This is a genomic window from Prescottella sp. GW823-FHT02E09, assembly GCF_058797375.1.
Genome location: NZ_JBXAJP010000003.1, coordinates 318,477 through 331,450 on the forward strand (window position 1 = coordinate 318,477; position 12,974 = coordinate 331,450).

A 12,974-nucleotide genomic window follows, 5' to 3' on the forward strand; every position below is an offset into this window, starting at 1 on the left:
CGCCCGGTACGCACCGGACGGGCCCACTGTCTCGGCCGACTAGGCCGCGTGCTTCTGCACCAGATCACCCAGGCGCGGCAGCGCCTCGGTCACGTGCTTCTTCGCCGACGGACGCAGGGTCGAGTAGACCTTCTTGATCGCGCCCTTGTCGGTTCCTTCGATGCGCTCGTCGGTGACACCCAGCAGGGCATCGGCGGCGGCATCGCCACGTGCGGTCAGGAACGCCGAGAAACTGCCCTCACCACTCGCCGCGAACTCCTGCCAGAACGGCTCGAGACGCGCGACGAATGCCGGGAGCAGACCCTCGATGGCGTCGGGCACGATCGACGGACCGACCTTCTTCACCGCCGAGTACCCGCCCTTGAGCGCCAGACCGGACGCACCCTTCTTGTCCGAGACCTCCGCGTCGACGAGCGCCTGGACATCCGCGAGCACCGCGGGCTTCCGGGCATCGTCCAGCAGGGTTTCGTTCAGAGCTGCAACCACTTTCAAAGCCTCCGTATCGACTGGTCCAATTCTGGCGGGCACGACACTATACGAGGCGGGTGTCCGCGCCGGTGACCAGCAGTTCGTGGCAGCGGCGCAGCCGGTCGCGCCACCAGTCGGCGCGGGCGTCCGGCGCGGCGAGTTCGGCGAGCCGATCCGGGTCCGGGAGCACCGGACGCGCATCGAGTGTGCCGTCGGACATCTCCCGTGGTTCGGCCACGACGTCGGCGGCGAACAGTCCCCCGGTTCCGAGACCGCACGCGTGCGCCAGCCCGGGCAGCGCGGCCGCAGCGGCCAGGCCGGCGTTCATCCCGACGGCGGTGTCCAGCGCACTCGACACCACCACCGGCACGCCGTGACCTGCGAGTTCGTCGGCCAATGCGAGCAGTCGGCGCATGCCGCCGAGCGGCGGCACCTTGACCACCGCGACATCGGCGCCCCCTGCCCGCACCACCTTCAGCGGGTCCTCGGCGCGGCGGATGCTCTCGTCGGCGGCGATCGGCACACCCGGCAGGCGTCGGCGCACCTCCACCAGTTCGGGCACGGTGGCGCACGGCTGTTCGGCGTACTCGAGGGGACCGTCGGCCGTCAGGGCGGCGAGCGCACCGACGGCCTCGTCGACGCTCCACCCGCCGTTGGCGTCGACCCGCACGTTCGGGATCGACTCCCGCACCGCGGTTACTCGGGCGACGTCCTGCGCGAGGGTCTGGCCTTTCTCGGCGACCTTGACCTTCGCAGTCCGCGCGCCGGGGAAGCGGGCGAGGATCTCCGGCACCTGCGCGGGATCGATCGCCGGGACGGTCGCGTTGACCGGTACCCGCTCACGCACCGGCGTCGGCGGTCCGGCCCACGCGGCCTCGATCCCGGCACGCAGCCAGTGCGCGGCCTCGGCGTCGTCGTACTCGGGGAAGGGCGCGAACTCACCCCACCCGGCCGGCCCCTCGAGTAACAGCGCCTCGCGAGTGGTGATGCCGCGGAAGCGAACCCGCATCGGCAGGCTCACCACGCGCGCCCCGGCCAGGACGTCCTCGAGGGACGGGAAGGTCACGGCTGGCCCGGCAGCAGCTGGACCATCAGCGCCTCGCAGTCGGCGAGGACGGTGCCGTCGAGGTCGCGCAGTTCGGCGGTGCAGAACAGCTTGCGGCCCTCGACCCGGTCGACGCGACCCTCGACCACCAGCTCGGTCTCGATCGGGGTGACCTTGCGGTAGTTGACGTGCAGGTACCCGGTGCGGGCGATGGGGTGACCGGACGCGTGCACGATCATGCCGAGCATGTCGTCGAACAGCAGCGCGATCGTGCCGCCGTGCGCGGCACTGTTGCCGCCGCGGTGGTACATCCGGAACACGCCGCGCGCGCGGACCCCGTCGACGTCGACCTTGTCGAACTGCCACGGCAGGAGCAGCAGGCTGCCGCGGCCGGGAAGCTGCGAGTTGAAACCGGCCGGCGACTTGCCCTCCGGAACCCGGTACGGCTCCAGCAGGTCGGCGAGGGCCTCGGCCTGCGCGATCGCCTGCTCGGTCACGTCGTCGGGCACGTGCGTCGAGACCGCGAGATCCTGCAGCCGCCGCAGCGACTCGACGAACCTCCCGAAGTTCGGTCCCGCCTCGACGGGCGTGAACATCGGGAAGCCGCCGTGGTGCTCGTGGACGTCGTCCCCGGACCGCACGCCGTCGGTACGCACTTGTTCGCTCATTCCTGCACGGTATCGCCGGGGTGCTGCCGTGCCGGTGCGAGGTGCTCCCCGACACACCGGGTGCCGGGGCCTATCCTCGCTTCCGTGACCTTCAATCCGCAGCTCTGGCGCCCCGTACCCGGTTTCGAGAACCTCACCGACATCACGTACCACCGTCATGTCTCGGAGGGCATCGTCCGCATCGCGTTCGATCGCCCCGAGGTGCGCAACGCGTTCCGCCCGCACACCGTCGACGAGCTGTACCGCACGCTCGACCACGCGCGCATGACGTCCGACGTGGGCTGCGTGCTGCTCACCGGCAACGGGCCCAGCGAGAAGGACGGCGGCTGGGCGTTCTGCTCGGGCGGCGATCAGCGCATCCGCGGTCGCAGCGGCTACCAGTACGCGTCCGGCGAGACGGCGGAGTCGGTCGATCCGGCACGCGCGGGCCGCCTGCACATCCTCGAGGTGCAGCGCCTGATCCGGTTCATGCCGAAGGTCGTGATCGCTCTCGTCAACGGCTGGGCCGCCGGCGGTGGGCACAGCCTGCACGTCACGTGCGACCTGACGCTCGCATCCCGTGAGCACGCCCGCTTCAAGCAGACCGACGCCGACGTGGGCAGCTTCGACGGCGGCTACGGCAGCGCGTACCTCGCGAAGATGGTGGGCCAGAAGTTCGCCCGCGAGATCTTCTTCCTCGGCGACACCTACACCGCCGAGGAGATGCACCAGATGGGCGCGGTCAACCGGGTCGTCGACCACGACGAGCTCGAGAACGTCGCGATCGAGTGGGGCACCAAGATCAACGGCAAGTCGCCGCAGGCCCAGCGCATGCTCAAGTACGCGTTCAACCTGCAGGACGACGGCCTGGTGGGCCAGCAGCTGTTCGCCGGCGAGGCCACCCGGATGGCATACATGACCGACGAGGCCGTCGAGGGCCGCGACTCGTTCCTGCAGAAGCGCGATCCGGACTGGTCGCCGTACCCCTGGTACTTCTGAGCCCTGTCGCTCCGGTTTTCGTCGTGCCGCGTCCCCGCTCGGAGGCGCGGCACGACCGTTTCCGGAGCGGCACGGGTTGGGTCGAGCCGATTTCGGGTGTGCAATGGACAGGTGGGCACCGAGGTCTCGTTCACGGTTGACGGTGTGCGCCTGTCGGGTGCGCTGACCGATCCGGTCGGCGCGCTGCCGGTGGTGGTGTTCGCACACGGCAGCGGCAGCGGGCGGTTCAGTCCGCGCAATCGGTTCGTCGCCGAACTCCTGCAGGACGTGGGCCTGGGCACGCTGCTGTTCGACCTGCTCGCCCCGCACGAGGAGGGCGACCGTCGGCTGGTGTTCGACATTCCGCTGCTGTCGTGCCGGCTCGTCGAGGTCACTACGCGGGTGCAGGAGCGGGCGGCGGCGGTCGCGTACTTCGGCGCGAGCACCGGCGCGGCCGCGGCCCTGCACGCCGCCGCCGAACCGCACGCCGACATCTCCGCGATCGTCTCGCGCGGCGGCCGACCCGACCTGGCCGGGTCGCGCCTGTCGATGGTCCGGGCGCCGACGTTGCTGCTGGTCGGCTCGCTCGACACCGCGGTGATCGAGCTGAACCGGAAGGCCGCCGCCCTACTCGGGTGCGACCACGAACTGGAGATCGTGCCGGGTGCGACGCACCTGTTCGAGGAGCCCGGCACGCTGGATGTGGTGGCCGAGCGGGCCCGCGACTGGTTCGTCGCGCACGGGCAGTGACTGCCACACACTGAGACGGGCCGTGATGCGACGACCTCGATCGACGCGTCACGCCCCGACCCGGTTTCAGCCGACTGGCGAGGTCTCCGTCGAACCCGACGATCCGGTCTCCTCGGACGACCCGGCGGCCAGTTCCATCGACCCGAACGCGAGCATCGGCATCGCGTAGGGCATGACCATCGATCCGATGAAGGCGCTGCCGACACCGGCCGCGATCGCGGGGCCGACGAACTCAGGCGGAATCAGTCCGGGCGGCGGCGGGGGCGGAGCCGGCGGGTCCGGCAGACGAGTCCATGTGCCGCATCGGCTGGACTTGAAGGCGACGTCCGAGCCGTAGATCCGCACGACCTGACGTCCCGAGGCGTAATCATTCGCGATGACGTGGTCGATCCCGCCGGACAGACCACTCGAGCGCTCCCAGTAGCAGCTATCGCTCCACTGGGACTCATAGACTCCCGGCACGATGTGCGCACCCACCAGATGCGTACCGTCGCCGAACGATGTCGCCGCAGCACCTGCTGTGCCCGTGCCCAGGGCGAGCGCGCCGGCGATCACTGCCGCAACCGCGGCAGACTTTCCAATCATTGTGTGACTCTCTCGATTCCGCTCGTGGTAAGTGGAGTCGGACAGCGCGATTACCCCCGACGAGATCGCGATCTCGGAATCTGACGTTCCTCCCCCGAATTGCTGCGTAGTTGTATCACCCTGGTCGGACATTTCACACAATCCACCCCACCGGCGTGCTCGGGACCCGAGTGCCACTTCGACCAGGCAGACTGGACCCATGAGCGTCGACCGCGAGCAGCCCGCGCCGGAACACCGCCGCCCGGACGGCGTCACGGATGCGACCGTGGAGGCGATCGGCAAGCTGTCGGAGGCGCTCGAGACCGTCGAGCAGGCCCGTGGCCACCTGTATGCGTTCCACCAGTTGCTGGGCCGGGCGGATCTGCAGCTCGGGGACGCGGTGGAGAAGCTGGCTGCGTCGGGCCACCCCGAGTGCGCCGACCGCCTGCGGGCGTCGATGGTGGGGCGCAACGTGCTCGAGGGCAGGTGGACGTTCCAGATCGTCGAGGAGTTCGACGACGGTTACTGGTCCGAGTTCCGCGAGCACGAGAAGGCGGTGCGGGACGCGCTCGTCGACGGTCGTCGGCACCTGCACGAGGCCGAGATGAAGGAAGACCGGCGTACACACGGCCGTCCGGGGCACGAGGCCCGTCCCGGCAGCGACGAGTGACTCGGGGAGAATTGCCCGGCAATTAGCATCAGGAGGACGTGAGCGTGGAAATTCTCAGCAGCCGGATCATTCTGCGGCCCCGCGACTACGAGGTGACGCTGTCGTTCTACCGCGACGTGCTGGGTCTGGCGATTGCACGCGAATATCCCGGTGGCACAGTGTTCTTCGTCGGCCAGGGCCTGGTCGAGGTGACCTCGCACGGCAGCACCGACCTGGATACCCGGTTCCCGGGCGCGCTGTGGATGCAGGTGCGCGATCTGGCGCTCGCCCAGGAGGATCTGGTCCGGGCGGAGGTGCCGATCGTGCGAGAGGCCCGGCAGGAGCCGTGGGGCCTGCACGAGATGTGGATCGCCGATCCCGACGACGTTCCCATCGTGCTGGTGCAGATCCCGGAGGACCATCCGATCCGCCGCGACCTGCGCTGAACACGCCCGTGCGCCTTTTCGGTAGTTGCAGCTACCGGAAAGGCGCACGGGCGCGGAGCGCCTACTTCGACAGTGCGGCAGCGATCTGGTCGGCCTGTGCCTGGCCCTCGTGCAGCTGACGCAGCAGCCACACGCGCAGCACCTTGGCGATCGCACCGGCCAGGTACAGGGCGGCGCCGAGCACCGTCACGGCGAGGAACCCGGTGGCGAGGATCTGGTACGACGCGATGTCGCGCAGGTCGTCCAGGGTCAGCGACGAGATGTACACGACGAAGGCCGCCACGGCACCGACGATCATGAGCACCAGGCCGGACACGCGCGCCACGCTGTCGCCGCGTGACTGACCGGTCTTGAGCTTGAGATCGGCGACGTCGGTCTTGAACTGGGCACGACGCTCATCTGCGAGAGTGGTCATCGTCATCCTCCTAGGTAACTGTTGGAAAGGTCGTTCTCGATTTCGTCGGGCTCCCCGACTCGGACCACTCGTCCGTGGAGCATGAGCGCCGCGCGATCGGCGATCGGCAGCACGGCGCGGGCGAACTGTTCGGCCACCAGGATCGTCAGACCCTCCTCGACCAGCTGGCCGACGATGTCGTACATCTGCGAGACGATCCGCGGCGCCAGACCCATCGACAGCTCGTCGAGCAGCAGCAGGGTCGGGTCGGTGCCGAGGGCCCGGGACAGCGCCAGCATCTGCTGTTCGCCGCCGGACATGGAGCCGGCCAACTGGTTCTTGCGTTTCCCGAGGATCGGGAAACGGGTATAGGCGATCTCCTCGAGCTTCGCGAGGTCGGTGCCGGTCCCGGTCGCGATCCACAGGTTCTCGCGGACGGTGAGGTTGGCGAAGATGCCGCGTCCCTCGGGGATCGAGCACACACCGAGCTTCGCCAGATCCGACGCCTCGGCGCCGTTGACGACGCGACCCGCCATCCGCAGCTCGCCGTGGGTGATCGGCAGGATGCCCGAGCAGATCTTCAGGGTGCTGGTCTTGCCGCCGCCGTTCGGCCCGAGGAGGGCCATCACGGTGCCGGGCGCGAGCGCCAGGTCCACACCGTGCAGCACCTCGATGGGGCCGTAACCGGCTCGGACACCGGCCAATTCGAGCAGCGGCACGGGCCCGTCCAGCGTCTCCGCCGGGTTCGTGGTCCCAGTCGACATCACAGCCATCACACTGCCTCCTCTGCCGTACCGATGTAGGCGGCGATCACCGCCGGGTCGTCGCGCACCTGCGCCGCGCTGCCCGACGCCAGCACGGCGCCGTAGTCGAGCACGTGAATCTGCTTGCACAGCTTCATCACCAGTGGGATGTCGTGCTCGACGAGGCAGATCGCCAGACCGTCGGCCGCCAGGGACTGCAGCAGGTCCGCGAAGTCCTCGGTCTCCTGCTCGGTCTGGCCCGACGCGGGTTCGTCGAGCAGCAGCAGTCGCGGCGAGGTCATCAGGGCGCGGGCGGCCTCGACGACGCGGGCGCGTCCGGTCGGGATGTCCGAGACGTCCTTGTCGGCGACGTCGGTGAGCTTGGTCAGCTCCAGGATCCGGTCCGTCTCGGCGTCCACGTCGATCTTGCTGCGGGTGTTCGCCTTGTGGATGTCGCCGGCGACCCGGATGTTGTCCCGCACCGACAGCGACAGGAACAGTTCCAGTCGCTGGAAGGTGCGGGCCAGACCCTTGTTCGCGCGCTTGGCGGGCGAGAGCCGGGTGACGTCCTGACCGTCGAGCAGGATCTTGCCCGACGCCGGCTTCTGCAGTCCGGTGATGGTGTTGAACAGCGTCGTCTTACCGGCGCCGTTCGGTCCGATCAGTCCGGTGATGGAGCCGCGCTCGACCGTGATGCTGACGTCGTCGACCGCGACGTGGCCACCGAACCGGACTGTGATGCCGCGGGTTTCGAGGATCGGGGTGTCAGGCATGGACGATCGACTCCTTCGACTTGGACGCGACGTGCTCCGTGGCTGCGGCGGTGTGGGCCGTGACGGCGGCGGGCAGTCCGAGCTCGCGGTCGAGCTGCGCCAGTACCTCTTCCGTGTAGGGCTCGTCGATGCCGATCGCCTCGGGCTCGATGCCCTTGGCGGCGTCGGCGGCTTCCTTGCCCATCACGGCCTCCGGCATGACCATCTTTCCGACGACCGGAAGCATGAACACCGTGACGATCGTGATCGTCGCGAACCACCAGTTGCCCAGGACGCCGGTGAGCGCGAGGACGTACGACAGTCCGACGACGGCCGCGCCGCCGACCAGGACCGGCTTGGCACTGCGCAGGTGGCGGTAGCCCTCGATCACGTCGTGCACCGCGCCCGACGGGTTCTTGCCGACACCCATACCGATCAGCGCGGGGCTGACGGCGGCGACGTGGCCGAGGAACGTCCACAGTCCCTCGATCTCGGGCTGGCTGGAGGCCAGGTTGCCGAACGAGACCATGATGACCGCGAAGCCGATGCCGGCCATGATGCCGCCGAAGAAGGCGCCGGTGACGTAGCCGATGCCGGCGACGACGGTCAGCATCAGGATCGTGAGGCTGATCATGATCGTGAAGTTCTCGTTCGAGACCGCGCCGATCGCCGTCGACATCAGGATGCCGCCGAGTCCGGCGATGCCGGCCGAGAGCATGAACACGCTGAGCTTGAGCTTGACGAGGTTTTGTCCGAGCATCGCGGAGGCGGCCGGGCTGTCCTTCATCGCGGCGAGCCGGCGGCCGTAGCCGCTGTTGCGCAGTGCGATGACGCCGACGGCCAGGATGACGAACAGTGCGGTGGCGGTCATGAGGAACGCCGTCTGGTTGCTCAGGTCCAGCGGGCCGATCTTGATCGGCGGCATCACGAGGGAGCCTCCGGGGAAGATCGAGAACTTGACGCCGAACAGTTCGTGCTCGGTGGTGTCGCGCAGCACCATGTTGCTGAGGAACACACCGAACGCCATCGTCGCCAGGGCCAGGTACAGGCCGCGTAGTCGCAGCGCCGGCAGTGCGACGAGACCACCGATGACGGCGGCGGCGAGGGTGCCGAAGATCAGGCCCCAGATGCTCATGCGGGCCGCGAGTCCGGTTCCGGAGATCCCGAAGTGGAACGCGACGATCGTCGCGATCGCACCGAAGGACACCGGGGCCAGGTTCATCTCGCCGGCGTAACCCGTGAGCAGGGTCAGCGAGAGCGCGATGATCGCGAACGAGACACCCAGCGTGAGGGTGGTGATCGCGGATTCCACCATCAGCAGACGGATCAGGAAGACGATCACGATGAGGGCGATGCCCCACGCGACGGCCTTACGCACGCTCGGGACCGAGTACCGCTCGCGGGTACGGACCGCGGCGCCGCGCAGGCGATCCTGCGGCAGCACGATCAGGACGACGAACAGCGCGATCATGGGCAGCGACACGCGCAGGTTCGAGGTCCACGTCCACTCGGACGGGAAATAGCCGAGCACGTAGGTGCCCGCCAGACCCAGCACGATGGCGCCGACGAACGTACGCGGGATGCTGCGCAGGCGGCCGAACATCGCGGCTGCGAACGCGTCGATCACCAGCAGCGTCAGCAGGTTGGCCTCGAGCGTGCCACCACTGATCGGGGTGACCAGGATGCCGGCGAGGACGGCCAGCGTCGAACCGAGCGCCCACGAGAAAGCGGCGATCCGTTCGGGGTTGTGCCCGTTGAGGCGGAGCAGGTCGGGGTCGTCCACGACGCCGCGCATCGAGACGCCGATCCGGGTGCGGGTGAACAGGAACCGCAGGCCGACCGCGATGAGGACCGCGGCGACCAGACAGATGATCTCGTGCGTGTGGATCGTCGCGCCGAAGAACGAGATCCGGCTGTCGTCGCCGAAGAACATCTTCATGGTGCGGGCTTCTTCGGGATGCCAGAACCAGGTCGACAGCGACAGCATGCCGAGCATGATCGACACCGTGACGACGATCTTGGTGACCTCGGAGGTGTCCCGCAGGCCCCGCATGATCAGCGCGTACAGCAGCAACCCCATGAGCGGTCCGGCGACGCCGAGCGTGATGATCAGCGCGACGGGCGTCGGCAGACCCCAGCCGTAGCGGAGCTGCCAGTAGAGAAAGGCGCCGAGCATCGCCTGCGCGCCGTGCGCGAAGTTGAAGATGCCGGACGAGTTGTAGGTGAGCACCAGCCCTGAGGCGGCGATTGCGTACACCGAGCCCAGGACGAGACCCAGGATCGTGAATGTCACGAATGTGTCCATCTGGAAACCCTCTGAGTTCTCCAGTCAGGATGGATGCGGCGCCCCGGGGCGGTGGCCCGGGGCGCCGCGTTCATCGGTGGATCGTTGGTTGGATCGAGGGGACCGAACGGCGGGACCTGTGGGTCCTACGCCGTGCGGCGGGCGATCAGGCCTTCGGTGTGATCACGTTGGGGTTCAGGTACTTGGTCGAGATGCGATCGGCGTTGAGTTCGGTGCCCCACGTCGACTGATCGGTCTTGACCAGGTAGTTCGGGTCGCACTTGAACTCGCCGGCATCGGCGGGGAACGCCTGCGAGTAGTCCGCGCCCTTCAGCGAGACCATCAGGCCGCACTGGGCCGGGATGTTCGCACCCGGGTCGCTGACGGCATGCAGTCCGCCACCGTCCCACTCGTGGATCTGCGAGAGTTCGTCGATCATGCACTGACGCGTCAGGTCCGAGCCGCATTCCTTGGCGGCGGTGGCCCACAGCAGGAACGAGGACGTGGCCTGCATGCCCAGCAGCGCGGTCTTGCCACCCTGGGCCGTGACGAGGTCCTTGTACTGCTTGACCGCCGCGTTGTCGTCGTTCTCCAGCATCTGGAAGGTCATGCCGGCGTTGAGGTTGTCGAGCAGGCCACTGTCCTTGTTGAAGGACTGGACGGCGTTGGCGTACCACGTGGCCTCACCGAGGAGGATCGGGTCGAGGCCGACCTGATCGATCGCCTTGATGAGGTTGAACTCTGCCGGCACCGGCGAACGCGAGGTCCACAGGCCCTTGACGCCGCACTGCTTGAACTTCTCGGCGAACGGCACGTAGCTGGCTTCACCGTCGTAGTTGATGGTGACGCCGCAGTCCTTGAGCTTGAAGCCGGCGGCCTCGGCCATGGACCTGGTCTTGGTGAGCGACGTGATGATGGTCGGCATCGTGGAGCCGATCAGCGCGAAGTCGTTCTTGAGGTCGGGGTGCATCTCCCCCATCTGGAACCACGCCGACGCGTTCGCGATGTCGACCGGGAACGGCACGCCCTGGTAGGTCATGGGGCCGTTGGCCGCGTCCGGCGAGACCGTGAAGCCGGGTACAGCGGCGAGGTTGCACGCCACGCGGGTCTGTTCGGAGGTCTGGTCCATCGCGAAGCCGTGGCCGACCATCATGAACTCGGAGCGGCACGCGTCCTGCATGACGGCGTTGGCCTGCGTCATCGCGGCGTCGTAGTCGGTACCGACGATCGTGCGGCCGTTGATGCCGCCCTGATCGTTGCACCACTCGATCATCGCGGAGACGGCGTCGGACATCTCCTTGTTGAGGCCCGGACTCTTGGCGTAGCCGCGGTCGTCGCCGAAGCCGATCTTGATCTCGGTGTCGCTGACGCCCTGATCGGTGGCGCCCTTGGCGTCGCCCTCACCGCACGGGGAGGCGAGCGTGCCGAACTTGTCGACCGCCGCGGACGCCGACTTGGTGTCGCCCGAGCCGCTGCTGGGGACGCCCGAGTCGCCGGAGCGCTCACCGGCACAGGCCGAGACCAGTGTCGCGGTTGCGGCGAGTGCCACAACCAGCTTGGCTGTCTTGTTTCGCTTCACGATCTGTGGATCTCCTTCTCGAGTGCCCGGAAACCGGGCCGGGAACGGGTGCGCACGGCGATGCAAGCCCGCCCTGCCGGGCGGTCGCTTCCGAGCGCGTGGATCGACGGCTGGTAGCGGTCGAGTAATCGAGTTCGTTTTCTTTAGGTAAAGACACGAGGTCGAGTGCTGTCCCAGACCGCTTTTCTCATCGCGCCAACCACTCCTCGCCCCGCTACCGGAGGCTTCGCGAGCTCCGATGCGGAGGACCGTAATGAGGATCACACCGGCGCCGACGGCCCATCCCGGTGAGTGAGACTGCGCAGTGAGCCGTGCCACAGGCGGCCGAAAAACGTGAGTGTCGGCACACTGCGGAAACCGTCGTGCGAGGTGATGGGACGATGCAACCGAGTTCACGCCCGGTTCATCGGACGCTCGCTGTACTTTTACGCCTTCGATACGCACAATTCGCTTGTGACCGCAGAGCTCGTCGTTCTCTTGGTAGTGGTCGTCACTGCCCTCGCATTCGATTTCACGAACGGCTTCCACGACACCGGGAACGCGATGGCCACCTCCATCGCCACCGGCGCACTTCGACCGAAGGTCGCAGTGGCACTCTCTGCAACCCTCAACCTGGTCGGCGCCTTCCTGTCCGTGGAGGTCGCCGCGACCGTCGCCAAGGGCGTGGTCAATCTCGGGACCGTCAGCGGCGAGGACCTGTTGCTGATCGTGTTCGCCGGCCTCGTCGGCGGCATCCTCTGGAACCTCGCGACGTGGCTGTTCGGCATGCCGTCCAGCTCGTCCCATGCCCTGTTCGGCGGCCTGATCGGTGCAGCCATCGCCTCGATCGGCATGAGTGGCGTCGAGTGGGGCGGCGTACTCGGCAAGGTCATCATCCCGGCGCTGCTGGCTCCCGTGGTCGCCGCGCTCGTCGCCGCCGTCGGCACCAAACTGATCTACCGCATCACCAGGGACGTCCCGGACGACACCAAGGGCAAGGGCTTCCGGATCGGCCAGGTCGGCACGGCATCCCTCGTCTCGCTCGCACACGGCACGAACGACGCCCAGAAGACGATGGGCGTGATCTTCCTGGCCCTCGTCGCCCACGGCACCATCACCGCGGACAGCGAGATGCCCTTCTGGGTCAAGCTCAGCTGCGCGGTCGCGATCGCTCTCGGCACCTACCTCGGCGGCTGGCGCATCATCCGAACCCTCGGCAAGGGCCTCGTCGAGATCGCCGCCCCGCAGGGCATGGCAGCGGAGTCGTCGTCCGCCGCGATCATCCTGACCTCGAGCCACCTCGGTCTGCCGCTGTCGACCACCCATGTCGCGACCGGGTCGATCCTCGGCACCGGGCTCGGCCGCAAGGGCGCCGAGGTCCGGTGGGGCGTCGCCGGCCGCATGGCGGTCGCCTGGCTGATCACGCTGCCGTCCGCGGGCATCGCCGGTGCGATCTGCTGGGCCCTGGCACACGTGATCGGCGGCCTGCCCGGCGTCCTGGTCGTGTTCGCCCTGTTGGTCGCGCTGTCGGCTTTCATGTACTACCGGTCGCGCCGCGAGCCGATCGACCCCAGCAACGTCAACGCCGAGTGGGAGGGTGGCCTGGCCCCCGCGAACAACACGGCCGGCGCTGCTCCTGCCGATGCGGCCGACCAGACCGTCGACGCCGAGCCCACCACCCACAAGAGCTGAAGGG

14 protein-coding genes are annotated in these 12,974 nt (G+C 68.1%); 5 read left to right on the forward strand and 9 right to left on the reverse strand.

Going from position 1 to position 12,974, the window contains the following annotated elements; genetic code table 11:
- Positions 1-39: 39 nt before the first annotated feature.
- The 3 genes from AC1RIF_RS09145 to AC1RIF_RS09155 are packed head-to-tail and all read right to left on the reverse strand — an operon-like array spanning position 40 to position 2,181.
- On the reverse strand, positions 40-486 hold the full coding sequence (locus AC1RIF_RS09145) for a DUF6918 family protein (RefSeq protein WP_492601037.1): 447 nt from the start codon (positions 484-486) through the stop codon (positions 40-42).
- Between the two features lie 46 nt (positions 487-532).
- Positions 533-1,534 (reverse strand): o-succinylbenzoate synthase, encoded by a 1,002-nt coding sequence (locus AC1RIF_RS09150; protein WP_492601038.1) that lies wholly within the window; start codon positions 1,532-1,534, stop codon positions 533-535.
- Positions 1,531-2,181 carry a PaaI family thioesterase gene (locus AC1RIF_RS09155; protein ID WP_492601039.1) on the reverse strand — a complete coding sequence of 217 codons (651 nt, stop codon included), beginning with the start codon at positions 2,179-2,181 and terminating at the stop codon, positions 1,531-1,533. Before AC1RIF_RS09155 ends, AC1RIF_RS09150 begins: the two co-directional genes overlap by 4 nt.
- Before the next feature lie 84 nt (positions 2,182-2,265).
- Here AC1RIF_RS09155 and AC1RIF_RS09160 point away from each other — a divergent pair, with 84 nt between their 5' ends.
- Both AC1RIF_RS09160 and AC1RIF_RS09165 read left to right on the forward strand, forming a co-directional pair.
- Positions 2,266-3,159 (forward strand): 1,4-dihydroxy-2-naphthoyl-CoA synthase, encoded by an 894-nt coding sequence (locus tag AC1RIF_RS09160; RefSeq protein WP_492601040.1) that lies wholly within the window; start codon positions 2,266-2,268, stop codon positions 3,157-3,159.
- A 111-nt stretch (positions 3,160-3,270) separates the two neighbouring features.
- Positions 3,271-3,888 carry a dienelactone hydrolase family protein gene (locus tag AC1RIF_RS09165; protein ID WP_492601041.1) on the forward strand — a complete coding sequence of 206 codons (618 nt, stop codon included), beginning with the start codon at positions 3,271-3,273 and terminating at the stop codon, positions 3,886-3,888.
- Positions 3,889-3,954: 66 nt separating this feature from the next.
- Here the strand turns inward: AC1RIF_RS09165 and AC1RIF_RS09170 are convergent, their stop codons facing one another.
- On the reverse strand, positions 3,955-4,473 hold the full coding sequence (locus tag AC1RIF_RS09170) for an Rv1352/Rv1906c domain-containing protein (protein WP_492601042.1): 519 nt from the start codon (positions 4,471-4,473) through the stop codon (positions 3,955-3,957).
- A 199-nt stretch (positions 4,474-4,672) separates the two neighbouring features.
- Between AC1RIF_RS09170 and AC1RIF_RS09175 the strand changes: the two genes are divergently transcribed.
- The gene (locus tag AC1RIF_RS09175) at positions 4,673-5,122 is read left to right on the forward strand and encodes a hypothetical protein (RefSeq protein ID WP_492601043.1); all 450 of its coding nucleotides are present in this window, start codon (positions 4,673-4,675) and stop codon (positions 5,120-5,122) included.
- Between the two features lie 44 nt (positions 5,123-5,166).
- Positions 5,167-5,547: a VOC family protein gene (locus AC1RIF_RS09180; protein WP_492601346.1), complete on the forward strand. Its 381-nt coding sequence runs from the start codon at positions 5,167-5,169 to the stop codon at positions 5,545-5,547.
- 61 nt (positions 5,548-5,608) lie between these two features.
- On the opposite strand, the gene AC1RIF_RS09185 is transcribed toward AC1RIF_RS09180, so the two are convergent.
- The 5 genes from AC1RIF_RS09185 to AC1RIF_RS09205 all read right to left on the reverse strand — a co-directional run bounded on the left by AC1RIF_RS09185 (position 5,609) and on the right by AC1RIF_RS09205 (position 11,299).
- On the reverse strand, positions 5,609-5,962 hold the full coding sequence (locus AC1RIF_RS09185; protein ID WP_492601044.1) for a hypothetical protein: 354 nt from the start codon (positions 5,960-5,962) through the stop codon (positions 5,609-5,611).
- A gap of 2 nt (positions 5,963-5,964) precedes the next feature.
- Positions 5,965-6,705: an ABC transporter ATP-binding protein gene (locus tag AC1RIF_RS09190; protein ID WP_492601347.1), complete on the reverse strand. Its 741-nt coding sequence runs from the start codon at positions 6,703-6,705 to the stop codon at positions 5,965-5,967.
- 8 nt (positions 6,706-6,713) lie between these two features.
- The gene (locus AC1RIF_RS09195; protein ID WP_492601045.1) at positions 6,714-7,457 is read right to left on the reverse strand and encodes an ABC transporter ATP-binding protein; all 744 of its coding nucleotides are present in this window, start codon (positions 7,455-7,457) and stop codon (positions 6,714-6,716) included.
- Positions 7,450-9,741, reverse strand: coding sequence for a branched-chain amino acid ABC transporter permease (locus AC1RIF_RS09200; RefSeq protein ID WP_492601046.1), 2,292 nt, complete (start codon positions 9,739-9,741; stop codon positions 7,450-7,452). The genes AC1RIF_RS09195 and AC1RIF_RS09200 overlap by 8 nt, the downstream gene beginning before the upstream one ends.
- Positions 9,742-9,886: 145 nt before the next feature.
- Entirely contained in the window at positions 9,887-11,299 is a 1,413-nt protein-coding gene (locus AC1RIF_RS09205; RefSeq protein ID WP_492601047.1) for an ABC transporter substrate-binding protein, read from the reverse strand.
- Between the two features lie 453 nt (positions 11,300-11,752).
- On the opposite strand from AC1RIF_RS09205, the gene AC1RIF_RS09210 reads away from it, so the two are divergent.
- A complete protein-coding gene (locus tag AC1RIF_RS09210) occupies positions 11,753-12,970 on the forward strand; it encodes an inorganic phosphate transporter (protein ID WP_492601048.1) in 1,218 nt (405 codons plus the stop codon).
- Positions 12,971-12,974 lie beyond the last annotated feature (4 nt).

What these genes read in the sequence shown, in the direction of transcription:
- AC1RIF_RS09170 (WP_492601042.1), bottom strand. Translation starts at nt 4,473, where the DNA reads ATGATTGGAAAGTCTGCCGCGGTTGCGGCAGTGATCGCCGGCGCGCTC.
- AC1RIF_RS09155 (WP_492601039.1), bottom strand. Translation starts at nt 2,181, where the DNA reads ATGAGCGAACAAGTGCGTACCGACGGCGTGCGGTCCGGGGACGACGTC.
- AC1RIF_RS09175 (WP_492601043.1), top strand. Translation starts at nt 4,673, where the DNA reads ATGAGCGTCGACCGCGAGCAGCCCGCGCCGGAACACCGCCGCCCGGAC.
- AC1RIF_RS09185 (WP_492601044.1), bottom strand. Translation starts at nt 5,962, where the DNA reads ATGACCACTCTCGCAGATGAGCGTCGTGCCCAGTTCAAGACCGACGTC.
- AC1RIF_RS09200 (WP_492601046.1), bottom strand. Translation starts at nt 9,741, where the DNA reads ATGGACACATTCGTGACATTCACGATCCTGGGTCTCGTCCTGGGCTCG.
- AC1RIF_RS09195 (WP_492601045.1), bottom strand. Translation starts at nt 7,457, where the DNA reads ATGCCTGACACCCCGATCCTCGAAACCCGCGGCATCACAGTCCGGTTC.
- AC1RIF_RS09190 (WP_492601347.1), bottom strand. Translation starts at nt 6,705, where the DNA reads ATGTCGACTGGGACCACGAACCCGGCGGAGACGCTGGACGGGCCCGTG.